This window comes from Candidatus Nitrotoga sp. 1052, from assembly GCF_927312905.1.
Lineage (GTDB): Bacteria > Pseudomonadota > Gammaproteobacteria > Burkholderiales > Gallionellaceae > Nitrotoga.
The window spans coordinates 95,839-120,984 of sequence record NZ_CAKMHQ010000014.1 but is presented as its reverse complement, the minus strand read 5'-3'; the positions used below and the strand labels follow the sequence as shown (position 1 = coordinate 120,984).

The window sequence follows — 25,146 nt, the reverse complement described above, 5'->3', positions numbered from 1 at the left end:
CAATGAAAATCGAAAATAATCAATTCACGCATTTAAAGCGTACAAAATTAATTAACGAGTAAATGCTTATGACCGAACAAACAAATCTTCCAGCCAAAGTAACCACTCAGGAAGTTGTTGTACATTTAGGGCAACGCGGCGGTCTTGTCGCACGAGGGATGGCGGCAGTTATGAATAGTAAAGATCCGTCACTGGCAGAAGACCTCGACGCGCTTTATCGCCAAGCACGGGATGTCTACAACCATATTACAGAGCTTGGCGATAAATCAGGCTTTGGTATCGTCTGGACACGCGGTGATCTCGACGATCTGAAAGACGCCTTGGATGCCTTCAAACGATTGGCGGATAGTCAATATGGCAAAGCCTATTTCCCATTATCGCTTCTTCACAGTGGTGGGCGGAGTTTTCCCGTCCACAAGGAACATGCTCAGCATTACGCAAGGCTGGCCTTCGACTGGTGTATAGCCAACCAAAATCAAAATGACCCTGAAATATGGAATGATTTGGGTAGGCTATATTGGCTCGGCGAAGTGGTCGGGACAGACTACGAGCAGGCGCTCTGTTGGTACCAAAAGGCGGCAGAAGAGGGACTTGAACAGGCGCAATATAATCTGGGGGCCATGTACTACAACGGACAGGGCGTGATACAGGATTATCAGCAGGCAATGTTATGGTATCTCAAGGCCGCAGAACAAGGACATACGCGAGCACAATATGCTCTAGGTACCATCTACTACAACGGGCAAGGGGTTGTACAGGACTATGAGCAGGCTATGTTTTGGTATCACATGGGTGCAGAGCAAGGCAATGCATGGGCGCAACAAGCTCTCGGATATATGTACGAGAAAGGTCAAGGCATCACACAGGACTACGAACTTGCTTCGTCCTGGTATCGCAAAGCCGCAGAACAAGGGTTCGCTCGAGCGCAATTCAATTTGGCAGCCATGTACAACAGCGGCCAATTGGTTGCGCAAGACCACGAAAAGGCTAAATTTTGGTACATGAAGGCTGCAGAGCAGGGACATGCGCGGGCGCAATACGCACTAGGCATTATGTACAGCAAAGGCCAAGGCGTTACACAGGATTATCAGCAGGCCGCGTTTTGGTATCTAAAAGCCGCAAAGCAGGGACATGTGCGGGCGCAATATGCAGTAGGAGCTACATTCAGCAAAGGTTTGGGCGTGCTTCAGGATTATCAGCAGACTGCATTCTGGTATGGTAAAGCTGCAGAACAGGGGCATGCGGAGGCACAATTCAATCTAGGATTCTTGTATGAAAAAGGTCAAGGCGTTACACAGGATTACCAGCAGGCTGTATCCTGGTATAACAAAGCCGCAGAGCAGAAGCATGCTACAGCTCAATTAAATTTAGGGTTCTTGTACAACAATGGATTGGGGGTTACCCAAGATGACCAGCAGGCTGTGTTTTGGTTTTTAAAGGCTGCAGAGCAGGGAGATATGCAAGCGCAATACACGCTAGGCATTATGTACGACAACGGCCAGGGCGTTACACAGGATTATCAGCAGGCGGTATCTTGGTACGGCAAAGCCGCAGAGCAGGGACATGCAGAAGCACAATTTAATCTGGGATTCATGTACAGCAAAGGCCTGGGTGTTACACAGGATGACCAGCAGGCTGCGTCCTGGTATCGCAAGGCCGGACAGCAAGGCGAAACCAGAGCGTTGGAACAATTGAAGGCGCTAGGGATTAGCAATAGAGAGCAAATCGATCGCGCCGCGTGGGAGAAACTTAACGAATTCACTCTTGGTTGGCAAACACCAGAATGAAGCTCACTTTAGATCAGGAGCTTACCCGTCTGGTGAGTGATCAGGTTAAGCTTGCAGAGCAGGTAATTTCGGCTGAATTGGAACTGGAAACAGCCAAAACAGAAACAGCACAGTTCCAGCGCCGCTATTATGAAATGGTCGGGCGATTCTATGCTCAGTTAGATGAACTGGACGCGCAAATTGCTAACGCACAGGCGGGGCTATCCCCCGATGATGCAGCTGCTCAAGTCCATGCACAAGCCGCGCAGGAGCAGGCTAGAAAGTCGGCCGAAGAAGCTGGTTTGATAGAGGCCCAGCCACCTCCACCACTGGTTATTACGCCGCAACTCAAGCAGGCATTCCGGCGCGCCGCCATGATGATGCACCCCGACCGCGCCACCACGGAACCCGAGCGCCTGCGCCGCCACGGATTGATGATAAAGGTGAACCTTGCCTACGAGCGCGGTGACCAGCAGGCCATTGAAAATCTGGTGCTGGAGTTCATCCAGGATCCTCGGATGCAGGAGATCGAGGATCCTGAAGAAATTGCTGATCAGGGTGTGGAGTTAAAAATCTTGAAAATCATCCGTCGTACTGGACAACTGCGTCGTCGTATGGATGAAATTCAGCAAGAATTGTATGAAAAAAAACAATCGGATATTTATAAACTCAAAATCACAATTGAAAGAGCCGAGTTGAGAGGCGGCGATCCCTTGGGTGACTTGGCGGAACAGTTACTACAGGAGTTGTCCGAGCGAAGAATTCGACTAGAGGAAATTGCCACGCACGAATAGCCCATATGGCTATTTTAGGATCTATGTGATTCGTAGTGGAAATCCTACGATATGTGCAAGATTAACAACAAGAAATTGCCAGCTACTTCTTCTGTGGGAGGTTGTAAGTTGATTACCCACCGTATTTCATACATAGCCGTATTTTAAGAAAACGTTTTTGGCAAGGATTCTATTGGATGGGAGCAGGGGTAAGGAAGTATTCCCTGCTCTCCAGCTTCGAGTTGCTATGGAAAGCTCTCCCTAACGACATAATTGTCGTACATTCGCTTAACGATGGGCACGGAGAGGTTTCACAGTTCCGCAGCTTGCACTCATCCAGCGACCGTCAGTGTAGGCGCGTTCATTAACAGGATTGCCCTGAACAACACCATTGAATTCAGTTCGCCCTGCAAAGCTCTCTGGATTCGAAAAAAACCCCTCGGCTATTCCATTCCCCTTAAGGATGGAGCTCTCACAAATAAGGTTTATTTTATAGTCGCCCCCTGTTTGGGTCACATTTTTAATATCACATCCATATTGATTTTGATTCAAAAAAGTTGGAATTTTTTGATTCGCCATTTCCTGGGTAATGCAAACATGAGATGTTGCTGCACCATTATTAATTTTAGGCATGTCAAATCCGTATTGTTTAGCCAAGTTCGTCAAATTTTGCATTTGATCCGGCGGAATCATTGGCACTAGCGCCAATAGGCCAGATGTCGTCGTCATTTCCCATAATCCCGGGCGCACATTAAATTCTGCCGAATTTGCAATAGATACCGCGAACAATAATGATATTGAAAGAAGAGTTTTACGCATAGAATCTCCTGAACGTACTTGATAGTTAATGGCTAAAAGTGAGTCCATTGAATAAATTTATATTATAAACTTTTGATCACACAGGCTGGACGGAATCTTTCGGCGAGCCTGAAGAAACGTAACCGGAAGCATTCCTCCATCTATTGGTACGGCCAAGTAAGTTTGAAGTGGAAGTTTTAGTTGCTGTGCAGTTTGGCAGTTCGACTAGAAGATAAGTTCAAACATATCTGAGAAGCCTGTCGGACTTCACCGTAACTAATTGATTATATTGATGGCCTATTATTTATGAAAATTTATTTATAAAAAGCAATATGTTATGCGGTAACGAAACCCGAAGTTCAACGGGCTGCTAGCCAGATCAATAAGCACAGGTGGAGCATGGGTTTCGGTGATCAAGCGGCAATTTGGCTCAGCAACACGCGCTACCTAAGCTTGGAGAAGAATGCCGTCGGCTTGATGGGATTGGCGAATCTGTACTTGCTGCGTGGGCGGCTGATAGCCCACTGAGGGGCGGAGTGCGTCTGCCGCGTCTTGGCAGCGGACGGCAATGCAGAAAAACAGGTAATTCGGCGATGAATGATGCCGAAGGAGGATCTGACGGTCGAGCTTTGCTCAAAAAAACGGCAGAGAAAAAAATGTGAGTTCTATGTGAAATAGAGTGGGTAATCAACTGTCAACCATCTGCAGAAGAAGTAAATCCATTCGTCCCGAGCCTGTCGAAGGATGAGCGGATTTACCTTTCACCAAGCGAGAAACTTCCTTACAATCGCCGCGCATCATGGCATCTTTCTTCTTGCGGTTTATAGTGGACCCCGTTTTCCGGACAGTGAATTAAGATGGTAGCCTGCTGTAAAAAGGAGCGAGTTGTGAGTGAAACGAAGCGTAAGAATTTCAGTGGTGAATTCAAGGCCAAGGTGGCCATCGAAGGGATCCGTGGCATCAAAACGGTGAATGAAATTGGTCAGGAATTTGGGGTGCATCCCACACAGGTTGGTTTGTGGAAGAAGGAATTGCAAGCGCAGGCAGGAAGTCTGTTTGATGCCAAGCGGGGACCGAAACCCATCGATCCATCGTCCAGTCCGGAACGACTGTATTCAGAAATTGGCCGATTGAAGATGGAACTGGATTGGCTCAAAAAAAAGTCCGGGATCAGCCAATAGAAGTGCTCAAGCAATGGGTTGGCGCCGCCGAGCCACTGGCGCTGACCCGGCAATGTGAACTGACCGATGTGGCACGATCCACTGTCTATGCGCCTTCGGTGGCCTCAAAGCCGAATGAGCAGGAATTGATGTTGATGGCATTGATTGACGTTGAGTACACACGTCACCCGTTTTACGGCAGCCGTAAGATCAAGATTTACCTGCGTGATTTGGGTCATAAGATCAACCGCAAGCGTGTGCAGCGATTGATGGTGATGCTGGGATTGGCTGGCATGGTGCCCGGGCCGAACACCAGCCGTCCGCACCCGCAGCACAAGATTTACCCGTACTTGCTCAGAGGCGTGAACGTGACCTGCCCCAATCAAGCGTGGAGTACGGATATTACCTATGTGAGGCTGCCGCGAGGCTTTGTGTATCTGGTTGCAGTGATCGACTGGTATTCGCGCAAGGTGCTGGCATGGCGGTTGTCGAATACGCTGGATACGGGATTCTGCGTGGACTGCCTGGAACAAGCGATACAGGTCTACGGTGTGCCGGAGATATTCAACACGGACCAAGGCTGTCAGTTCACCAGTGCAGTATTTACTGACGTTCTCAAGGCGCACAGCATCGCGATTAGCATGGACGGGCGAGGCCGGGCACTGGACAATATCTTTGTGGAACGGCTCTGGCGCAGCGTCAAACATGAGGACGTGTATTTGAAAGGCTACGCTACCATGCCGGAGCTGCTGCTGGGCCTGACGGAATACTTTGTGTTTTACAACATGGAAAGGACGCACCAGTCGCTGGACTACAGCACCCCGGATGAGGTCTACCGGACAGCGTGCGGCGGCGGAGCAAGCATCGTGGACAAATACGGCGCCAGAAAAGAAATTGATCGGAAACAAAAGACAGAAACAAAACTGGGGCAGCGCCATTCCGCTGCATGTGAGGAGCTACCCTCTTAAACTCGATGCATTATTGTCTTGACGGAGGGGTCCACTATAGTTTTCCAGCTCTTCATTCACTGAGGTAAAGCCCCGGCTCTGCCGGGGGACTCACAAAGGTTTGACCTATACACCCCCGGTGAGAGTGGGTCTGTAATCTCGATTAAGAGATGAAGATTCACGATGATAGGGTGCCAGAGTTTAAGACACACGAGATGGAAGTGTAAGTACCACGTAGTATTTATCCCGAATAAGCGCGAACAGATTTTCAGCTGACTATTCTTGCTGTTCATTTTGCAGTTGTCGAAAGATTGCACACTACTAATTACATAGAACCAAAATGTGGAAGCCGTTATTTGTTCAGCAGTTCCCTAATGGGCGATTACTTTCATGTTTATCCAGAATGGCTCGGAGAAAAAAGCCTCGACCCGGGTATCAGAATGGCTTTATCCGGGTATTTCTTCGCCTTCCATCTCATATAATTGGTACCTACTGATTTTTTATGTCGGTAATTTTTACACGTCTGGCCACATGCACCAAAAATTATTTCATAAGTAATTGATAAAAAATATAATATATTTGTGGCATGAATAATGCTTGTATTCTTGGTAGTGTTCATGATGGTTTGTCCAAACTTGATTGTTTTTTATTTAACCCCATACGGAGATCAGCATGAAAATCGCATCCAAATATGCAAGAAGTACACGCACTATCAGCTCACTTAAATCGTTGTCGATACTGTCATTGGCAGTGATTGGTGTGTTTTGCGGCTCCTCCCCTGCATGGGCCACGCCATTGTTGGGTTCGGCTCTGGCTAGCTTCGCGGTTCTGGGTGCCTCGTCGGTAACCAATACCGGTACTCTTCCGACCACCCTTGGCGGAAACCTTGGCGTCTCAAACAATTCCTCAACCACCGGTATAACGGGCTTTTTTGGAACTCTGGCTAATGAAGGTCCAGGAACCTTTACTGGATCCGATGCGTTTGCACACCAAAACGATGCGTTCGCGATTCTTGCTGATACTCAACTCGTCGGGGCGATCACGACTCTGAATCTCATGGGACCCGGCACCACTTTGAGTAACGGGGACCTGACTCTAGCTGGCACGCTCAATCCGGGCGTCTACACGGTACCCTTTGCGACGAGTAATTTGACGGGAGCGCTCACCCTCGACGGCCTGGGCGATCCCAACGCGGTGTGGGTGTTCCTGTTCCCGAGCTCGTCGCTGATCACATCGCCTAATTCGTCAGTGAACGTGATCAATGTAGGGTCCGGCGCCGGTGTCGGGCTGTATTGGAATGTTGGCAGCTCCGCGACCCTCGACGTAAACACTGCGTTCGCAGGAAATATTCTCGCAAGTACGAGCATCTTCATGAACGATGGGGTAACCAACCATTGTGGCAGAGCCTTGGCGCACACGGGGGCTGTGACGATGATTAACGACACCATCTCCATCGGCTGTACGGGTACCGGAATCCCGAACGCGACCGAAATTCAGAACAGCGGCGGTTTTGACCAAGCTGGAGCGCCTGGCCAAACCGTCCCGGAACCTGCAACCTTGGCGCTGCTGGGACTCGGACTTGCGGGACTTGGATTTGCTCGCCGCCGCCGCGGTTGAGATCAACAGTTCTCCGTGGCAGACGCGTATTCACGACTCTAATCCGGCGTGGAAGCGATGCGCAACTTCGCCTACGGCGTCGCGCGCGATCACCGCTTACTTCAATCTCTTTGGGTAAATTCCCCGTTGCTTGCAGCGAAGGCTGGCTATAGCCAGCAGCTTGAAGAGTGGTGTTAATACCCCGTAGCTCGCTGCGGGGTGCTTTATTTTCGTACTGAAAGCGCCTGGTGATGCCACCGAATGTTTGGAAGGTGTACTGGTGGCACGCGATCAGTGTTTCTACTTCATGTCGGTGAATTTAACAAAGCTCACCCAGCTGAACCTAGCGTCGCACAGAAAGCATAAAACGAATTTTTGCTTTTGCTAAACTCGACCCAGTCGACTTGCATCCGCTCGAACCGCACGACCGGAATCATCGGCAAGGTCGCTTAAGGTCGTGCATATAAGCGCGTAGCTGGCTGCGGCTTCCCCGCATATAGTCCAGCGCTACGATCTCGCGCAATAACACCGTTGCTGTTATCCACATCTCGGATGTGATTCTGCCCGCGTGAGGCCAGAATGTACTTGATAGCGCACTTAAAGTCATTGCTTCGGCGACGACGATTGAACAGTTACTACAAGCATAGACGGTTGTTTGTCATTTCAATACAGCATGAGTCTGGAGCAAACAGCCATCGAATTGTCTGAAAGTTGGGCGTGTCGTTTGCGCAACCAGTTCATTGCTGCGGGCGGAGCCGTAGGCGATAAAGGACAGTTAGTGCGCGTTTCACCCTTGAGCGCGAAGTTGAACTACTCAAACCGTTCATGGAGTCTGCCAGTATCGGCGGCATTTGGTGGTCAGCCAGATCAAGCCCCAATTCGAAATGGAGCTGGGGCGGGAGATGGCGCTGTCATCGGTTTACAAATGGTAGGACGCCAATTGAAGTATCGCCAACAAGTTTGGCCAATAAGGCAGAGGTTGGGAAATAATAAAGGTAGCATCTTCTTTTTTTTGAAAGTGGACCAGCGTGTAGTGTGTGGATGTTTATTGGCGGCGATGTAGCGGAACGCACGGAGTCGCAGGCTACACGCTTAATCTTGCGGGTCGATGGAAACAATGAAGCGCGCCGGATAATTCTTGGGAGCCAGTTTTCCACCGATGGCGGCAGCAGATAATTTGTATGACGATCTGCTGTAATAAATCCGATCATTTGCACCCTGTTTGTTGCGTTGCCGTGCCAACCGGTATTTTACTGGGCGGACAATTGATTTTCGAGAAATTGTCCGACAGACTTTCAGGGACTGAGTTAAACCGGACAATTCATGTGATATTAAGACCAGATAGATTATTTGCTTGCTACATCAGTGAGCTTTATTGTTGACGCTACCCGAAAAAAAATCTACATTGATCCCGCCAAATACGAAACATTAACCATACCGAGGGAGCACCATGCCCACCAGCATCAAATCAGTTTTGCAAGAAACCCGCGTTTTTCAGCCTGCCAATGCATTCGTCGAACAGGCTAATATTTCTGGCATGGCAGCGTACCAGGCCCTGTGCACGGAGGCGGCACAAAACTACGAAGGATATTGGGCACGGCTAGCACGCGAGCATATCGAATGGCACAAATCGTTCAATACGGTGTTGGATGAGAGTCGCGCGCCATTTTACGAGTGGTTTGCGGATGGCGAATTGAATGTTTCTTATAATTGCCTGGATAAGCATCTGGCGACGCAACCTGAAAAAACCGCGCTGATTTTCGAGGCGGACGACAGCCAGGTGACCAAGATTTCCTACCGCGAGTTACACGCCCGCGTGTGCCAGTTTGCCAATGCGCTAAAGTCGCGCAATATTCAGAAGGGCGATCGTGTAGTTATCTATATGCCCATGAGCATTGAGGTAGTGGTAGCGATGCAGGCATGCGCGCGCATTGGTGCAATCCATTCAGTCGTTTTTGGCGGCTTCTCTGCCAAAAGCCTGAACGAGCGTATCGAAAATGCGCAGGCGTGTGCCGTCATTACCGCCGATGCGCAACTCCGCGGCGGCAAAATGATGCCGCTCAAACCAGCCGTGGATGAGGCGCTCAGCATGGGCGGTTGCGGTGCAGTGCATAGCGTAATCGTATATAAACGCGCGGGCAATGATGTGCAGTGGAATGCGAAACATGACCTGTGGTGGCATGATCTGATCGCCGATCTCCCATTCACATGCGAACCGGAATGGGTGGGCGCGGAACATCCATTGTTCATTTTATATACCTCAGGTTCTACCGGAAAACCCAAAGGGGTGCAGCATTCCAGCGGCGGCTATCTGCTCGGCACCATGGTTTCCATGCAATGGGTATTTGACTATAAGCCTACTGATGTTTTTTGGTGCACCGCTGACGTGGGCTGGGTGACTGGTCACAGCTATGTGACATATGGCCCGCTGGCGATGGGTGCGACACAAGTGATATTCGAGGGCGTGCCCACTTGGCCCGATGCCGGGCGTTTCTGGAAGATGATTCAGGATCATCAGGTCACCACATTTTATACTGCGCCCACCGCCATCCGCTCGCTGATTAAATTAGGTGGCGAATTGCCGAAGCAATACAACCTTTCCAGTCTGCGTCTGCTCGGTAGCGTAGGCGAGCCGATCAATCCAGATGCATGGATGTGGTATTACACCGTAGTCGGCCAGTCGCGCTGTCCCATTGTGGACACCTGGTGGCAGACCGAAACCGGCTGCCACATGATTGCACCTCTGCCGGGAGCAATGGCAACCAAACCTGGTTCCTGCACCCTGCCGCTGCCCGGCATAATGGCCGCCATTGTCAACGAAGCAGGTGACGAAGTGCATGACCAACATGGGGGTTTTCTCGTCATCAAACGTTCTTTCCCGTCCCAAATCCGCACCATATGGGGCGATGATGAGCGCTATCGCACAGGCTATTTCCCAGATGAAATGAAAGGCGCTTACCTGGCGGGTGATTCAGCACACCGCAACGAAGACGGTTATTTCTGGATCCTGGGACGCATTGACGACGTACTGAAAGTATCCGGCCATCGCTTAGGCACTATGGAAATAGAATCTGCGCTGGCGTCAAATCCGCTGGTGGCCGAAGCCGCTGTAGTCGGCAAGCCGCATGATATAAAAGGAGAAGCCATAGTGGCATTTGTGGTGTTAAAAGGCTCGCGGCCGGAGGATGCCACAACCGCAAAACAAGTTTCGGAAAGTCTGCGTAACTGGGTCAGCAAGGAACTCGGCCCAATTGCCAAGCCAGACGAAATTCGCTTCGGTGACAACCTGCCCAAGACGCGCTCCGGCAAGATCATGCGTCGTTTGTTGCGCGCCATTGCCAAGGGTGAAGAAATAACGCAGGACATTTCGACGCTGGAAAACCCGGCGATTCTTGAACAACTAAAGAACGTAATTCAATAAACCAGGGATTGTGGTCAGCAATGCAATGGATTTGAACTCATTTGGTGCGGCTAAGTTTGTCAAAATACAGTGCTGCACGCGCCATGCGTTCCATGGCATGCACCGAAAGCGTGGCGCCGGAAATACCGTCAATTTGCCGATCAAGATTATTTCCACTGCTTAGAGAAACACCGGTGAATTGTTTCAAAAAAGCTGGAAAGCGCACTTCCATCCCCCTGTGCTCACGGTAAATCAATACCTTAGCCTGTTCGATTCGACGGTCTTTTACGACAAATCCTGCGGTAATTGGATCGTCTTTACCTATCTCTTCTAGAATCCATAACGTTCGCGCACCCTCACTCCAATATCGTTGACGCAACTGCCTGGGTGCATGGCCAAGAATGCGGGAAACCTCGGACTGCATATCTTTAGTCAACAATAGCAATTTTACGTTCGGCTTTACCTTAAATAATTCATCAATGAATTCTTCCGGCTGCGGGTAAACGTGTTCTACGGCTTGTGCTAAGCATGGCAATAGCATGAGCAAAAAAGCGATAAAAAAATCAGGGGTGGAATGGGCAATTTTGACATTTTGATTGATCTACTTTTCTATTAAAACAACATTCCAGCGACTGCGCCAAGCAGCTTGCAGATCGGCGGCAAGCGATAAAAGGTACACCTTGAGTTTGCGCCATGTTACGAAAATGGCGCATTACGTTATGCCCCAAGAAATCCGTGAATAATATCAAAAGTTCCGTATTCTTGGGCAATCCCTGTGGTTTCCGCTGATGTGACACATGCCGTCCAGTGATATGCCGGGTGATGTTTATATCCCAGTCAGAAAGAAGTTTCGGAATATTTCCCAAACTATCCGCACCAATTACCATTGCGTTCATGATTTTCCTTTTATGATTGATATGCATTGACCGGCAGCATTTGCTGTTTATTACCAAATGAGTGGGTAATATGGCCAGCTGCCAAGCTTTTATGCACTTAATTTCTGTTTGCTCTAAATCATGCTGATCAAGAACTGCTTTATATCTGATAACAGCTGTAATAATAATCGTTATCATTTGTAATGTAAATGTATTTGATAATTATTATCATCTAGTGCATCAGGGGCAAACAACAGGAGAGGCATTAATCACAGCATCATTGCGATGCAATTTGAAGAAATTTTTGTGCTCTGGCCAGTTGGAATACGTTATTGCAACCATGTAGTTGCGTCACAATATGGGCACCAACTTTAATATCGTTTTATATTTAATATAAATATATTCAATATGTTATATGATGTTTGTTCTTGCGATGAGCAACGTTCTGCGCTATAAAGGTGTTATCTTTACACCTAATTACCTAACGTGGGTAACGGTTAATGGATATGCAAGAACGAAAATATAAAATCAAAGAAACCTTCAATAATGCGGCAGAAGGTTATGACAAACCTGCGCTGCGCTTTTTTTCAGCGGCGGCAGAACATTTGGCGAACAGCATGAGGTTTACTGGAAATGAACATGTGTTGGATGTAGGTACTGGCACAGGTTCGGTTGCGCTGGCTTGTGCACAGCGGCTGGGCGCAGGGCATGTAACAGCCATTGATTTATCCGATGGAATGTTAGCGCAAGCCAAGGTTAAAGCTCAGGAACGGCAGTTAACCAATCTCGATTTTCTGTGCCTGGATATGGAGGCTTCGAATTATACCGACAACTTATTCGATGCCGCTTGTTGCGGTTTTGGCATTTTCTTTTTGCCTGATATGGAAGTCGGATTCAAGACGATCGCCAAACTTGTTAAACCCGGTGGCGCTATTGGAATCTCAAGTTTTACGGGTGCGGTTATGGAACCCCTGTCGCAAAAATTTATCGAGCGCATTCTGACCTATGGGGTAACTATGCCATCCTTGTCCTGGAAACGACTGGATAGTGTAGAGAAAATCCGCACTTTGTATCAATCAGCGAGACTGGAACGATTGCATACGCAAACATATCAGGTTGGATACCATCTTGCCGGGTTTGAAGAGTGGTGGGATATTTTATGGTACAGCGGCTTCCGTGGCTTATTGAGTCAGCTTTCTTCCTCTGATCTGGCACATTTCCGTCAAGCACATCAGGAAGAAACAGAATTACTTGTCGATGAGCAAGGCATTTGGCTGAATGTTGAAATTCTCATCAGCGTGGGCTATAGACCCGTATAGAGGAATGCCCTGCTGTTACCCAATTGCACTCACTCAGCCGCCATAGCCCAGCAATTTTAGTCTACATGTCTCCTCTCCCAAAAGATTCGTTCATGGACTCATTGCGCGACCCCATTGTTCGCGACCTCGCGTGGGCTATTGGTTCGCCTGGTTTGCTGGATGAAACTTGGGCCGCTTATGCCGGAGGCGTGGTGGACGATGCCTGGTGTCGCACGCAAATAAAAACATGTGCCCAGTGGCTGGCTGCATTGGATGCTGAGCCGCGCAGCTTGCATGACTTTATTACCCAGCGTCCAACACGTCGCCTTGGCCAATATTTTGAATCGCTTATCGCATTTTTGTTAGCGCACATACCTGATACGCAAATCATCGCCACCAATTTGCAGGTTCAAAATGCGCAACGCACCTTGGGTGAATACGATTTTTTGTTTCGTGATGCCGATGGAAATATTTGTCATTGGGAAACCGCCGTAAAGTTCTATCTGCAAGCGGAGCCATTGTCCGAGCAACATGCATTCATCGGCCTTGCGGTGCGCGACCGGCTCGATATTAAATTGGATCGCGTATTCCAGCATCAGCTTCAATTAGGTCACACACCCGCTGGGCGAGCAGCACTGCCCAAAGGATTAGTGCTGAAGAAAACACAGGCATTCATCAAAGGCTACTTGTTCTATCCTGCAACACAAGCAGGAAAGTATTTCATTCCTATCACCCCCATCCCTGGAGTATCTGACAACCATTTGTCTGGCTGGTGGATACGTCACCCGGTTGGCTCACTACCGCAAACAACACCGGATAGCTACTGGACTATACTGCCACGCTTACGTTTTCTGGCTCCGGTACGCTTGGATGCGGGAGCCAGTGTGATGCAGCAGACTGAGATATGCGCTGCACTCGATGCACATTTCGCGGTTTCCGACGAGTCTGTGCAAGTGGTCGAACTCCAGCGTGATATGGATAATAGCTGGCGCGAAGCGACACGCGGATTTGTGATGTGCAGTAAATGGCCAGGCATCAACACCTGAAATATGCTGAAAAAACTGGAGCGGACAATGATCAAACGGGAGCTGGCAGGTGATGAGGTTGCCGTTGGCATCATGAGTGATTGCGTTGCTGTTAATGACAATGTACTGGTTGAGACCGTTGACGCTGTGGGATCAAGAGTGGCGGTTTCTCAAAATGAGCGACCGCAAAACACAAAAGACAAAGGAACTGCACCTCATTGTGGACAACTACGCCACTCACAAACACCCGATGTTCAGGCATGGCTGGTCTAGCACCCTCGCTTTCATATGCATTTCACGCCTACCAGTGTTTCCTGGCTCAACATGGTCGAACGCTTCTTCCGCGATATCACCGACAAGCGCATCCGCCGCGGAGTGTTCACCAGCGTGGCTGACTTGGAGGCTGCCATCAAAGAATACATCGCTGCATACAATGCCAAACCGAAACCGTTCATCTGGACAGCAAAAGCCAGCGACATTCTCGCTTAGGTGATCCGTGCTCGCACTGCCTTGAATAAGAGCTCTTCTAATTGACGCACTACACTAGTGGCGGACAGCCATCAAGGTTTGCCCGAAGCCAATATTCCGATTCGGTATTTGACCAGTAATTCGTCAGCATAGGGGGAGTGCGGACGCCCTTTGGTCTTGGTGTTATAAGCGTCAGTCGCTTCCTTGCCACACCAGGGCAGAAGGATATCCGGCTGCGATGGATGTTCGGGCAAATAAGCGCTTAAATCATAGACATTACCGCGAATGGCCATCCAGCAGTTTTCTGGTGCTTTATGTTTGGCCAATTCAGTCGGTGAAATCGATTTGTCAACAGCGATAGCGGCGTTTTTCTCAGCAGGCGGCAACCACAGGCTCCCGGCCCAGAAAGCTGTCACCAGCAGCCAAAAAATAAGCGTAGCGGATAGGTAGAGTCGACGCATTATCGAAACTCAAATTTTTCAAAGTGAATTTGGTGGGGCGTAACGCCTCGGTTGTGCAGATCTTTTCTAAGTGCTGCAACCATGCCTCGCGGCCCGCACAGATAGCACTCGTAATTTGCAAGTCCTTGACTATCGGGAAGGAGGGAATTGAGATCCGGCGCTTTGTCGCCGGTAGCCAATGCCTTCAGGGAAAGCAGTTGATCCCCCTTGGCGATGAGTTGCAATTCATGTAAAAAAGCAGCGTCCATTTCGGCTCGATAAAGATAGAGGAGTGTCGTCGGCTGATTTACAGGGCCAGCCCGCAGCAAAGCCAGGAAGGGAATAATACCGATGCCGCCGGCTACCCAGAGTTGCGGAGTCGGTGGCCGGTCTGCCAGAAAAGTTCCGAACGCGCCATGCACCCGGACCATCGCGCCGGGCTCGACAGACTGGATGTGCCGCGTACAATCGCCTAGGGCTTTGACCACGATGCATATCTCATGATTGGCACCAATCGAGCTGACAGTGAATGGGTGGAATTCCCCGCAATCACGGAACGCCGGCCCCGAAAAGGCGACCAGAACAAACTGTCCCGGCGTTATGGCAGCAGGGTCTGCCAGAGGCTTCAGAGAAATTTCGACTATGTCTTCGGCAACTGACTTTACCGATCCCACGACGTATGGCCGCGCAGCCAAACCCAAGTCATCCCGAATAACTCGCCACCCCAAGAAAGAGACGGCAAGACCAAAAATCGGCAGAACGGGTTCACTGATACCGAGTAAAACGAGGTGAACCAAACCGAGGAGCACACCTACCCCCAGCCCGAAATGGAGCAAGCGCCAAATCTGATAGGGAATGCGCATTATGAAGGTGGCAGCCAACCCAAGCATCAGGAACAGCAACGACAGCCAACCCGCCCATATTGGCCAGCCCTGACTGAATGGAGAAAGCGTCTGCCATGCCAGCAGTCGAGAATTCGGCCAGACATCGGCAGCGAGCACTAGGGGGTGCGCCAGTAGCAGAACATAAGCGGTCGTGCCGGTCCAGTGATGCCATTGATACATCCTTTCCAGTCCACCTAGCCACTGGGCCAGCCAGGTTTCCCGAAGCATCAATAACAGGCTGGCAAGTAGGAGGCTGCAACCGGCCCAACCCAAGACAATACCCAAGGTCCGTGCCGTTGATAGCCCCTCAGGAAAGGCCCACCAAATAAGGCTGACCGTACAGGTCACGATCAGTAGTGGGATAGATAGGTTGCGCAGTATCGTCATGAGGCCTATAAGCACTCAAGCTTGCCAAGGGCTGGCAGGCCCTATTTTGGTTTTCAGGTGCTCACAAATGTCCTGCGATCCCCCGGGCAATAACATGCCCCGCTGCCTAGCTCGCCTTTCCATCAGCTGATGATGGATTATGTTGTCACAGCGCTTACTTGAATTTGTAGAAATTTTTGTTGAGATAGGCTGAGAGGTCTAGTTTTTCCTGTGTAGTAATCTGTGAGGAAAAATTAGCACGCACATTACGAGCGCATACTATAACTACTGCCGATAGTTGCTGCGGGTCCTTCACCTTGCTGCCGGGGCGCGTGAAAATGGCATTGCCGTTACCGCCCATCATGCCGTCGTGGCAACTGTTACATTTATATTTGTCGAATACTTTTTTACCAGCTTCAGGTTGACCATTGGCAAAGGGATCGGCTTGTGCTGTACCACACATTAATAAGAATATAGCAAAAAATTTCTTCATGGCTAGGCTCCTTGTAAAGTTTGTGATCGGGCAATACGCATCAGAGCAGATGGATGCGAGTCGTGAAATGCAGAGTACAACAGATCTGGCGTAACGACTAGGGGGCCTCTTCCGATATGAAATGAATCTAAAGGGCTGACGTATTTCCAATTGAGAAACTTCAGCCACCTCTGATGCCGGTGGAGTGGGTCGGTCATTGACAGCATCTTGCCATCCAGCATATTCAGTGCAGCAAACAGTGTTGTTATCTTGGTGGCTGGCATGCCCGTCTTTTGCCAGCCGCCGCGAGAAACCGGCTTTGATGGGCGACCAGCACAGCGGATAGTCGGCATTGCCCGGCGGCAAGCGCCGTGTCGCATGCAGGTGTTCGGGTAACGCCACAATCGCCAGGATAGCCAACGGATGCGCGTCTTTCACCGTTTTCATGACGGCACGCAAGTCATCGATATACCGCACCAATACATCGGAGCGCCGTTTGGACGGATTCACAGTGAGAAGATGTGCTTCCCGCTGCATCGGCACGTCGGTAACGCATGTGTTCATCCGTAGCCTGTGATGTTGGGCTTCATTTCATTCAGTACAACCTACCGGGCTATAGCCAACCGCCTCATACCAGTCAGTATCAGAATGCCTGTGCTCATGAGCAATATGATGTTCGGCTCGGGTATCGGGGACTCCGATACGGCAACGTCTATCGTAACTAATTTACCGTCATACAAGATAGTGATTGGGTCATTTGCATCACCCTGCGCGATGTCTGCCTTGCCCGCCTTCCCGCCAAGAGGATCGACGTAGTAAAGGGTGCCCAACAGGTTTGCGGTGTCATATTTGATTCCGGTCACAGTCAGATAGTGACCGTCAACATATATCTCCACGTCTTCCCAATCTCTGAGTTCTCCAAATATGAAATCGATGGTCGGGCCGTTGGGAAGGTTATCCTCCACCCACGACGGCTGGGGATGCGGCATGCCCGAATCGCCTACCCAATCGAACCTGCTTTGCGCCCTATAGGTAGTAGTGGGCGTAGATGACGTATAGTCAATGTATGTTGCTTTGCCGAACACGAACCAACTCCAGTACGTTCCCCTGAGTGGATTAGTATTCATGAATTCTTCGGTCATCAGAAGGTTAGCGATCCTCGCTTGTTCTTCAGTGGTCGGCTTATTGGGGTCGACCGATGGGACAAGTCTCGTATCGTAAACTGTGGGGTATTTTTTTTGCAGGAAGACGTACGAGTTCACCGCAGCCGTTGGGCCACACCCCTTCGCCGGGCATTTCGTCTTTGTTTGGTCGAGAGTTCCATACAACGAGGACGGAATCATTGCTTCAAGAATTTCCGCTCGCAAGATGTGTGGTGACAGACTCAGCAGTACCCCAGCCGCACAAGTAAAGAAAACTAGCTTGTCTACTCTCACGGCCTTGCCCTTTTCCGCGCCACCACAAAACCCTCCTGCCGTACTCGGTTAATACTCAGTAAGAAACCAAACATGACCCTTCCTCCTTTCGTTTCCCCTTCACCCGTGCCTACTGCGCCACCTGATACCGCTCAATCTTCTTCTTCCCCGCACTGGCCGAGACATACACGACGGCATCGTCCTCACGCTTGAGCTCCCCGTCGGGGGCGATAAGCTTGTGCCAGCCGGTAGTTTCGCGTTCCGGCAGGCGCTCGATGAGTGTGGTCATCTGGCCCTTCTTCACCTTGAGCACGAGTGTGATCAATGCTATACCCCCCTGGCAAAAAATAGAATAGGCAATTTCCTTATTTTCAGCGAGGTAAACTTGTGGCTATACCAACTGAATAACATGTGGACAGCCTAACGAATGTAAAGCTATGTGTATTCACTATGTGTATTCACAACTCCAATTCGAACAAGAAGATTTTCGGCTGCTCAGAATTTAAGCTAATTTCAGGGACTAATCCAATTTCCGGTTTTGGCACATTCCCGCGATTCACCAGTATCAGCTTCGGAGTGCCCAAAATTATTTGTTCAGTTTGAAATGAAAAGGCGCGCCCGGAGCGATTCGAACGCCCGACCCCTTTGTTCGTAGCAACATCTTGCGAGTAGATTGTGATAACGCGAGGTGCATGGTCGTGAGCGTCTCCATCTCGAAAAATCCGGGTTGGAGTCGGGTTGTCGTTGTGTTTGGCCTTTGTCAGGCGAGTGCTACTTTTTTTCTTGACGATGTGGCCCCAAGAGTTCTTCCCATAGCGTAATCACCGATGTGGTGTCGATTTCTTTCCTGTCAACCCGACAGGGTGATTGGTTATTCAGGCGCATTTTGTGTTGCAGTGCTCGTAGGGTGCGGTAGCAGTTGCTGGCCGCTTTCGCCAGCTCTACATTTATTAATCCTAATTCACCGGCGAGCATTAGTAGTGCCAAGTTGCCGCTGTTGGCAGTCAATTCTGGCTCGGTGTGAGCATGTGCCAGTATTAAGAATTGCACTATGAATTCGATATCCACCATGCCGCCGCGATCATGCTTGATATCAAATAAATCGCTGTCATTTGGATGGGTGTCCAGCATTTTCTGCCGCATTGCCACGATCTCCTGGCGCAGCACATTCAGATCACGCGGTTTGCACAATACGTTGTTGCGAATGATTTCAAATTGCTTGCCCACTTGCGCATCCCCGGCACAGAAGCGCGCTCGCGTCAGCGCCTGGTGTTCCCACACCCAAGCGTGATGCTGCTGATATTCGGCGAATGCGGGAATGGAGCTGACCAGCAAACCGCTAGCGCCATTCGGGCGCAGGCGCAAATCTATTTCATACAAACGGCCCGCTGAGGTATAGCTGCTTAACAAGGTATTGATGCGCTGAGCCAGCCGGGCATAGATTTCTGCTGCGTCGGGATGTTGATCGTCGTACAAAAAAATCAGGTCGAGATCGGCAGAATAGCCGAGTTCGCGACCACCCAGTTTGCCATAGGCAATAATGGCAAATTGCGCTTGCTGTTGATGCTTCTTGCGCGCATCACGCCAGCACAGTTGCAACACGTGACGCAAAATCAGGTCGGCCAAGTTGCTGAGGTGATCGCTTAGCGTTTCCAACGGCAACAGGCCTTGTAAATCCATTGCCAATAAATGGAATGTTTGGACATGCTGAAACTGACGAAGCACATCCATCTGGCGTTCTGTATCGGTATTGCAGTGATCGAGTTGCGTCAGCAGTTCAGTATCAAGAGCAAGCCAATCGGGCGCACGGTAGATTTCACGCGCATCGAGCAATTCATCCAGCAGAATGGGATGCTTAATTAAGTATTCGCATGCCCACTCACTGGCGCTGGCAAGTTCGACCAAACGTGGCAAAACCTTTGGATATTCGGCCAGAAAGGCCAGATAGGAGGCGCGTCGACTAATGCTTTCCAACAGATTTAGTATGCGCGGCAAGGTTTGGTCACGGTTGTTCGGCACTGCACATAGCGTGATGAACTGCGGGATCAGTTTATCCATGCGTTGGCGGCTTGTGTCCGGCAGTTGGCGGTAACGGCCGCTGTCACGGATATGCAACAGCCGTTCAGCCAAGGTGGTTGTGTCTGCATAACCTAATTTGCCAAGGTCATTTTGCAACTCTTCCGCGTTCAAATTTTCGCGCCAAAGCGCACTTGTTATTGTGTTATCTTGCTGAGTGCTGAAAATTTGGGCGAACTGTTCGCTTACCAACGAGCGATGGTGGTTTAATTTTTGCAACATGGCACAGTAATCCGGATAGCCCATGCCTTCGGCTAGTAACGCCTGATCTGCAATATTTTTCGGTAAATCCTGAGTTTGCTGGTCATCCAGATATTGCAGGCGATGTTCCAGATTACGTAAAAACACATAAGCTGCACTCAACCCGATTACGGTGTCTGGTGTAAGTTGGCCGTTTTCGCGCAGAAGTTGCAACACTTGCAAGGTGGGACGGATACGCAGGCTGGCATCGCGTCCACCCCGTATCAGTTGAAAAACTTGGGCTATGAACTCAATTTCGCGGATGCCACCTGGCCCCAGTTTGATATTATCAATTCGATCGCGGCGCTGCACTTCCTGGCTAATTTGCGCATGCAGTTTGCGCATGGATTCGAATGCGCCGAAGTCGAGATACTTGCGGAATATGAAGGGTTGCACGAGCTGCATGAGTTCTTGTGTAGCGGGATAATCTGTCGGAGAGATTACCCGAGCTTTAATCCAGGCGTAACGTTCCCATTCTCGACCTTGTTCTACCAGATATTCCTCCACTGCTGCGAAACTCATTACCAGTGGTCCGCTCTCACCATAAGGCCGTAAACGCATGTCCACGCGGAATACGTAGCCTTCTTGGGTTAGTTCGTTAATCAGGTTAATGAGGCGACGCCCCAGGCGGGTAAAAAAATCGTGGTTACTTATACTGCGAGAACCATTGCTGTTGCCGTCTTCCGGGTAGACGAAAATAAGATCAATATCAGAGGAAACATTGAGTTCCATGCCGCCCAGTTTGCCCATGCCAATTACCAGCAATTGTTGCGGCGTGCCGCTCAGTACACCTATCGGCTGGCCATACTGTTGTACCAGTGTTTCCATAATAAAATATTGCGCGCGTTGCACGACCAGCTCTGCCAGTGCAGACATGCAGGTCATTACTTCCTCCAGATTGGCCAGTCCGCCCAAATCGCGAGTCAGTAGCTTGAGCATGACGCGCTTGCGCAAGCAGCGTAGCGCGCGTGACAGCGATTCTTCGTTCGTTACTGGTATGGTGGCTAGCCATGCCGTCATTTCATCTATGTTGCAAGGTTGAGCATAGTGCGCGCGCAGCCACGGCAGTAGTTCGCCTTCGCTGTCGAGCAGTCGCTGTGCATATCGACTGCAGCGCAGGGCGCGCTGTAAAGCAATGTCAAAATTAACGGAAATGGGCGTGATGACGGTATTCATTGAGGGGGCTTAGGGTTAAACTGCTCATACTTCATGGTTCATTATAAATCTGCTATGCACGCCTTGGCTTGTTTGTTTACATCACGGGGCCATCCCATTTTATGTTGAGAGCTTGCTTGCGCTTTTTCGGGCGCTGCTGCAATCAATTAACACGATTCGCGCTGTTTGGTGCAGTGTTGCTGTTGTTCGTTGGCGGGGGATTGTTGTTGACATTGCGTTACTGGATATTGCCGGATATCGAACGCTATCACGACAACATCAGTGCTATGGCCAGTCACGTTGTCGGTCAGCCAGTGACTATTGGCAAGATTGAGGCAGACTGGCATGGCATTCGCCCGCATCTGTTGTTTACTGATGTGCTTATTCTGGATAAACAGGGGAAAACTTTGCTCGCATTGCAGCGAGTGGACAATGTGGTGTCGTGGATGACAGCTCTGACGGGCCAGGTACGACTATATAGCCTGGAGATTAACCAGCCGGATCTGTTGATCAAGCGGGACGCGCAAGGCTTGTTGCATATCGCTGGCATGACGATGTCGAGCAATATTCCCGGCCAGCCTGCGGATCACGGGCTGGCGGATTGGTTACTACACCAAAAACACATTGTGGTGCGTGATGCGCGCATTACTTGGCAGGACGAGCAGCGTGCTGCGCCCCCATTGATATTAAATCAAGTGAACATGCTCATTGAAAACAGAGGACGTCGTCACAGTTTTTCGATGCGAGCGGAACCTCCAGCGGAGTTGTCTGCGCAACTGGATCTGCGCGGTGATTTTTTCGGTACCAGCTTTGATAACTTCAATGCTTGGCGCGGGGAGTTGTATACCCAGCTTGACTATGTCGATGTTGCCGCATGGAATACGTGGTTACCGCTGCCCATTGCGCCCAAACGCGGCAGAGGTGCGTTACGCGGTTGGCTGGGTGTCGAGAAGGGAAAAATCAATCAGTTTACTGCTGATCTGGCGCTGGCAGATGTACAGACACAATTGGCCGATGATTTGCCGCTTCTCGATGTAATTAAGCTGCGCGGTCGTGTTGAATGGCACGACGTGGCTCGGGGCTTTGAGATTTCCACGCGAAAATTATCATTGCAGATGAATAATGACCTGGTGTTGCAGCCCATTGATTTATACCTGCGTTTTGCAGATGCTGCAGACAAACAACCTGCTAGCGGTGAGGTGCGTATCAATACGCTGGATATGGACAGATTCACCAACTTGACACATTTTCTGCCGTTGACGTCTAGTCTGAAGCAGCAGCTAACTAAATTCGCGCCTCAGGGACGAATTTCCGATGTGCAAGCAAAATGGCTGGGTGATTTTGACAAGTTATTGGATTACGAGATCAAGGCGCGTTTTGACGGACTATCCATACAGCGCGCGGGTAACATCCCAGGATTTACTCGATTGAGCGGCCAAGTGGATGGTAACGACGTCAATGGCACGCTGTCACTTAACTCGCGCAATTCTGCGGTGGATGCGCCACTGATCATGCCAGAGCCTTTGGCATTTGATTCGCTCATTGCACAGTTTAGTTGGAAAAAACATGACCGCGGGATGGAAGTCAAGTTTAACAAGGTTTCCATTGCTAACGCCGACCTTGCCGGGAATTTTTTTGGTAGCTATCAGTCACTACCTCAAGGCCCCGGTCTGATTGACTTGACTGTTCATCTGACGCGCGCCGCAGTGCGCCATACAGCTCGGTATATTCCGTTGGTTGCGTTGAATAGCGAAGCCCATAATTGGATACGAAATGCCTTGGTCGACGGGCAAGCAGATGATTTTAACCTGCGCCTGAAGGGTAATTTGAAGGATTTTCCATTTGATGGAAACCGTAATGGTTTGTTTCAGATCCGGGCGCGCGCAACTGGCGTGATAGTGGAGTACGCGAAAGGGTGGCCGCGCGTGGAAAATGCCGTTGCGAAATTGGTGATTCAGGGCAAACGGCTTGAGGTGACTGCTCCGACTGCTATGACTGTGGGCGGGTCTCTGAAAAATATTAGTGTGGTTCTACCTGATATAAAAAGCCCTGGCCTGCTCTTGCAAGTGCGGGGTGAGTCGGTGGGCGAAACGAAGTATGGTCTGGATTTTATTCGGCAAAGTCCTGTTCGCGGGTATATCGATGGTCTCACCGACAACATGACGTCGAGTGGTAATGGCAATCTGAATCTACAGGTGGACATACAATTGCGTGGTAGTAAGTCGGCAACGGTTTCTGGCCGTTACCATTTTCTCGACAATGAAGTGAGCTTGGGCAAGAGTGTGCCAATTTTACATAAAGTTAATGGCGAACTGCTGTTCAGTGAATCATCGGTACGCACGCAGAACGTCACTATGCTAGTTCTTGGAGGGCCTGCCACCCTAAAATTGCAGAGCAATAAAGGTAGCGCTGTAAATGCAAAGATAGTCGGTCGTGCAAATATAGATGCCTTGCGTGAGGTAGAGCCGCATTCGTTGCTAAATTATCTGCATGGTAGCAGCGATTGGGAGTCAGAAATTACGGTGTTAAAAAAGCAGATCAGTATGCAACTCACTTCCAATTTGGTCGGGCTGGCATCTGACCTGCCTGCGCCATTTGCAAAGCGCGCTAACGAGATTATTCCGCTGCGCTTCGAGATGAATAGCATGACTACGCAACAGGATCTGTTATCGGTGCAATATGGCAAGCTCTTCAGCGCGAAATTTTTGCGTTTGGATGAGGGTGGTGAGCGGATCGTCAAGCGTGGTACGGTAAACTTTGGCAATGTTGGCAAGTGGTTGGAAAAGGATGGCGTGTGGCTAGTCGGCACCATGCCGCAGTTATCGTTGGAAGGCTGGGGAGCGTTGGCTAGCGCGTCTGACGAGTTGACGCCGGTAAGTCTCGCAGGTGCTGATTTGCTGATCCAGAAAATCAGTGGATATGGCTATATGGCAGATGATGTCCGTATCAACGCACGTAATGTTAATGGTACGGTGGTTGCGCTACTGGCAGCTAAGTCAATTAATGGTGAAGTGAGCTGGCATCCGCAGGGTAACGGTAAGTTTGCCGCCCGCTTGAAAAACTTGTCTCTGGAACTGGATCGGGATGAAAGTGACAAAAAGAAAACTACTTTAACTCAATCTAATGCTATCAAAAAAAATATTGCTGGCATAAAACATCCTGCGCTCGACTTGGAGGTGGGCAGTATTACACTAAATGGCAAGAATCTGGGCAAGTTGGAATTATTTGCACAACAGCACGAGCGCGACTGGCTGTTGGAGAGTTTAATTATCACTAACCCAGATGGTGTGTTGACTGCGGATGGAAAATGGCAGATGGCCCCAAGTGGGGAACAGACTCAAGTCAACCTCAAGCTGGAAATCAGCGATGCGGGGAAAATTCTTGGCCGTTCCGGCTACCCAAATAGCGTGAAGGACGGCAGCGGAAAACTTGAAGGGACGTTTTCCTGGCCTGGCGCGCCAGCTGAATTCAGCTATGCCACATTGGATGGCACGCTCAAGCTGAGCACCGGTAAAGGACAGTTCCTGAAAATCGATCCGGGTATGGGTAAGCTGCTCAGCATCTTGAGCCTGCAAGCGCTGCCTAAGCGCGTTGCGCTGGATTTTACGGATATTTTCAGCACAGGTTTTAAATTTGATAGCATCAACGGAGTGGCGCAAGTCAAGAAGGGGGTTATGTTGACCGATGACTTTAAAATTGAAGGCTCGGCCGCCAAAGTGACTATGAGAGGGCAGGTGGACCTGAATCACGAAACGCAAAACTTGCGTGTGCGCATTCTGCCTACAGTGGGGAACACAGCATCGCTACTGAGCGCATTTGCCGCTGGTCCGGCAGTGGGCATTGGGGTCTTCATTGCCAACAAGTTATTGCGCGAACCGCTCGATAAGTTGGTGTCGTTTGAATACAATATTACGGGTGCATGGGCCAACCCGAATGTAGAAAAAGTGGGTGTAAGCAAATCTGTTGCGTCACCATAGAAGTAATACTATGAA

General features: G+C 49.9%; 18 protein-coding genes and 3 pseudogenes. 11 read left to right on the top strand and 10 right to left on the bottom strand.

Annotated elements, in window-relative coordinates:
* Positions 1-68: 68 nt before the first annotated feature.
* Positions 69-1,787, top strand: a complete 1,719-nt coding sequence (locus MJ768_RS03060) for an SEL1-like repeat protein (protein WP_239287882.1) — start codon at positions 69-71, stop codon at positions 1,785-1,787.
* Positions 1,784-2,560 (top strand): J domain-containing protein, encoded by a 777-nt coding sequence (locus MJ768_RS03055; protein ID WP_239287881.1) that lies wholly within the window; start codon positions 1,784-1,786, stop codon positions 2,558-2,560. The genes MJ768_RS03060 and MJ768_RS03055 overlap by 4 nt, the downstream gene beginning before the upstream one ends.
* Before the next feature lie 267 nt (positions 2,561-2,827).
* On the opposite strand, the gene MJ768_RS03050 is transcribed toward MJ768_RS03055, so the two are convergent.
* Positions 2,828-3,358 (bottom strand): DUF3617 domain-containing protein, encoded by a 531-nt coding sequence (locus tag MJ768_RS03050; RefSeq protein ID WP_239287879.1) that lies wholly within the window; start codon positions 3,356-3,358, stop codon positions 2,828-2,830.
* Between the two features lie 404 nt (positions 3,359-3,762).
* On the opposite strand from MJ768_RS03050, the gene MJ768_RS03045 reads away from it, so the two are divergent.
* The 3 genes and pseudogenes from MJ768_RS03045 to MJ768_RS03035 all read left to right on the top strand — a co-directional run bounded on the left by MJ768_RS03045 (position 3,763) and on the right by MJ768_RS03035 (position 7,061).
* Positions 3,763-3,999 (top strand): hypothetical protein, encoded by a 237-nt coding sequence (locus MJ768_RS03045; RefSeq protein ID WP_239287878.1) that lies wholly within the window; start codon positions 3,763-3,765, stop codon positions 3,997-3,999.
* 195 nt (positions 4,000-4,194) lie between these two features.
* Positions 4,195-5,375 (top strand): annotated as a pseudogene (locus MJ768_RS03040) (IS3 family transposase); the annotation flags it as partial.
* Positions 5,376-6,116: 741 nt separating this feature from the next.
* On the top strand, positions 6,117-7,061 hold the full coding sequence (locus MJ768_RS03035; protein ID WP_239287877.1) for an ice-binding family protein: 945 nt from the start codon (positions 6,117-6,119) through the stop codon (positions 7,059-7,061).
* A 205-nt stretch (positions 7,062-7,266) separates the two neighbouring features.
* On the opposite strand, the pseudogene MJ768_RS03030 reads toward MJ768_RS03035, so the two are convergent.
* Positions 7,267-7,584, bottom strand: a pseudogene (locus MJ768_RS03030) (IS21 family transposase); the annotation flags it as partial.
* Between the two features lie 129 nt (positions 7,585-7,713).
* On the opposite strand from MJ768_RS03030, the gene MJ768_RS03025 reads away from it, so the two are divergent.
* Complete coding sequence (locus MJ768_RS03025; RefSeq protein ID WP_239287876.1) at positions 7,714-8,103, top strand: hypothetical protein; 390 nt, start codon at positions 7,714-7,716, stop codon at positions 8,101-8,103.
* Between the two features lie 387 nt (positions 8,104-8,490).
* Positions 8,491-10,461 carry an acetate--CoA ligase gene (gene acs / locus MJ768_RS03020; RefSeq protein WP_239287875.1) on the top strand — a complete coding sequence of 657 codons (1,971 nt, stop codon included), beginning with the start codon at positions 8,491-8,493 and terminating at the stop codon, positions 10,459-10,461.
* A 37-nt stretch (positions 10,462-10,498) separates the two neighbouring features.
* On the opposite strand, the gene MJ768_RS03015 is transcribed toward acs, so the two are convergent.
* Together MJ768_RS03015 and MJ768_RS03010 are read right to left on the bottom strand one after the other, a co-directional pair.
* Entirely contained in the window at positions 10,499-10,981 is a 483-nt protein-coding gene (locus MJ768_RS03015; protein WP_239287874.1) for an FMN-binding protein, read from the bottom strand.
* 22 nt (positions 10,982-11,003) lie between these two features.
* Positions 11,004-11,513, bottom strand: coding sequence for a DUF2325 domain-containing protein (locus MJ768_RS03010; protein WP_239287873.1), 510 nt, complete (start codon positions 11,511-11,513; stop codon positions 11,004-11,006).
* A gap of 308 nt (positions 11,514-11,821) precedes the next feature.
* On the opposite strand from MJ768_RS03010, the gene MJ768_RS03005 reads away from it, so the two are divergent.
* From MJ768_RS03005 to MJ768_RS02995, 3 genes and pseudogenes are all read left to right on the top strand, one after another.
* Positions 11,822-12,634 carry a class I SAM-dependent methyltransferase gene (locus MJ768_RS03005; RefSeq protein WP_239287872.1) on the top strand — a complete coding sequence of 271 codons (813 nt, stop codon included), beginning with the start codon at positions 11,822-11,824 and terminating at the stop codon, positions 12,632-12,634.
* Positions 12,635-12,726: 92 nt separating this feature from the next.
* Positions 12,727-13,659: a DUF1853 family protein gene (locus MJ768_RS03000; RefSeq protein ID WP_239287871.1), complete on the top strand. Its 933-nt coding sequence runs from the start codon at positions 12,727-12,729 to the stop codon at positions 13,657-13,659.
* Between the two features lie 133 nt (positions 13,660-13,792).
* Positions 13,793-14,127 (top strand): annotated as a pseudogene (locus MJ768_RS02995) (transposase); the annotation flags it as partial.
* A gap of 71 nt (positions 14,128-14,198) precedes the next feature.
* Here the strand turns inward: MJ768_RS02995 and MJ768_RS02990 are convergent.
* The 6 genes from MJ768_RS02990 to glnE form a co-directional block, all read right to left on the bottom strand.
* On the bottom strand, positions 14,199-14,567 hold the full coding sequence (locus tag MJ768_RS02990) for a cytochrome b5 domain-containing protein (protein ID WP_239287870.1): 369 nt from the start codon (positions 14,565-14,567) through the stop codon (positions 14,199-14,201).
* Positions 14,567-15,832: a ferredoxin reductase family protein gene (locus MJ768_RS02985; protein WP_239287868.1), complete on the bottom strand. Its 1,266-nt coding sequence runs from the start codon at positions 15,830-15,832 to the stop codon at positions 14,567-14,569. The genes MJ768_RS02990 and MJ768_RS02985 overlap by 1 nt, the downstream gene beginning before the upstream one ends.
* A 139-nt stretch (positions 15,833-15,971) precedes the next feature.
* Entirely contained in the window at positions 15,972-16,832 is an 861-nt protein-coding gene (locus tag MJ768_RS02980; protein ID WP_239287905.1) for a hypothetical protein, read from the bottom strand.
* 41 nt (positions 16,833-16,873) lie between these two features.
* The gene (locus tag MJ768_RS02975) at positions 16,874-17,395 is read right to left on the bottom strand and encodes a PEP-CTERM sorting domain-containing protein (RefSeq protein WP_239287866.1); all 522 of its coding nucleotides are present in this window, start codon (positions 17,393-17,395) and stop codon (positions 16,874-16,876) included.
* Positions 17,396-17,813: 418 nt separating this feature from the next.
* Positions 17,814-18,008: a hypothetical protein gene (locus tag MJ768_RS02970; protein WP_239287865.1), complete on the bottom strand. Its 195-nt coding sequence runs from the start codon at positions 18,006-18,008 to the stop codon at positions 17,814-17,816.
* A gap of 446 nt (positions 18,009-18,454) precedes the next feature.
* Complete coding sequence (gene glnE / locus MJ768_RS02965; protein WP_239287864.1) at positions 18,455-21,175, bottom strand: bifunctional [glutamate--ammonia ligase]-adenylyl-L-tyrosine phosphorylase/[glutamate--ammonia-ligase] adenylyltransferase; 2,721 nt, start codon at positions 21,173-21,175, stop codon at positions 18,455-18,457.
* A gap of 116 nt (positions 21,176-21,291) precedes the next feature.
* Here glnE and MJ768_RS02960 point away from each other — a divergent pair, with 116 nt between their 5' ends.
* Positions 21,292-25,131 carry a YhdP family protein gene (locus MJ768_RS02960; RefSeq protein WP_239287863.1) on the top strand — a complete coding sequence of 1,280 codons (3,840 nt, stop codon included), beginning with the start codon at positions 21,292-21,294 and terminating at the stop codon, positions 25,129-25,131.
* Positions 25,132-25,146: the final 15 nt, after the last annotated feature.

Coding starts and splice junctions, on each gene's coding strand:
- MJ768_RS03005 (WP_239287872.1), top strand. CDS start 11,822: ATGCAAGAACGAAAATATAAAATCAAAGAAACCTTCAATAATGCGGCA.
- MJ768_RS02990 (WP_239287870.1), bottom strand. CDS start 14,567: ATGCGTCGACTCTACCTATCCGCTACGCTTATTTTTTGGCTGCTGGTG.
- MJ768_RS03015 (WP_239287874.1), bottom strand. CDS start 10,981: ATGCTATTGCCATGCTTAGCACAAGCCGTAGAACACGTTTACCCGCAG.
- MJ768_RS03000 (WP_239287871.1), top strand. CDS start 12,727: ATGGACTCATTGCGCGACCCCATTGTTCGCGACCTCGCGTGGGCTATT.
- MJ768_RS03035 (WP_239287877.1), top strand. CDS start 6,117: ATGAAAATCGCATCCAAATATGCAAGAAGTACACGCACTATCAGCTCA.
- MJ768_RS03060 (WP_239287882.1), top strand. CDS start 69: ATGACCGAACAAACAAATCTTCCAGCCAAAGTAACCACTCAGGAAGTT.
- MJ768_RS03010 (WP_239287873.1), bottom strand. CDS start 11,513: ATGATAACGATTATTATTACAGCTGTTATCAGATATAAAGCAGTTCTT.
- MJ768_RS02975 (WP_239287866.1), bottom strand. CDS start 17,395: ATGAATACTAATCCACTCAGGGGAACGTACTGGAGTTGGTTCGTGTTC.
- glnE (WP_239287864.1), bottom strand. CDS start 21,175: ATGAATACCGTCATCACGCCCATTTCCGTTAATTTTGACATTGCTTTA.
- MJ768_RS02980 (WP_239287905.1), bottom strand. CDS start 16,832: ATGAACACATGCGTTACCGACGTGCCGATGCAGCGGGAAGCACATCTT.
- MJ768_RS03025 (WP_239287876.1), top strand. CDS start 7,714: ATGAGTCTGGAGCAAACAGCCATCGAATTGTCTGAAAGTTGGGCGTGT.
- MJ768_RS03055 (WP_239287881.1), top strand. CDS start 1,784: ATGAAGCTCACTTTAGATCAGGAGCTTACCCGTCTGGTGAGTGATCAG.
- MJ768_RS03050 (WP_239287879.1), bottom strand. CDS start 3,358: ATGCGTAAAACTCTTCTTTCAATATCATTATTGTTCGCGGTATCTATT.
- acs (WP_239287875.1), top strand. CDS start 8,491: ATGCCCACCAGCATCAAATCAGTTTTGCAAGAAACCCGCGTTTTTCAG.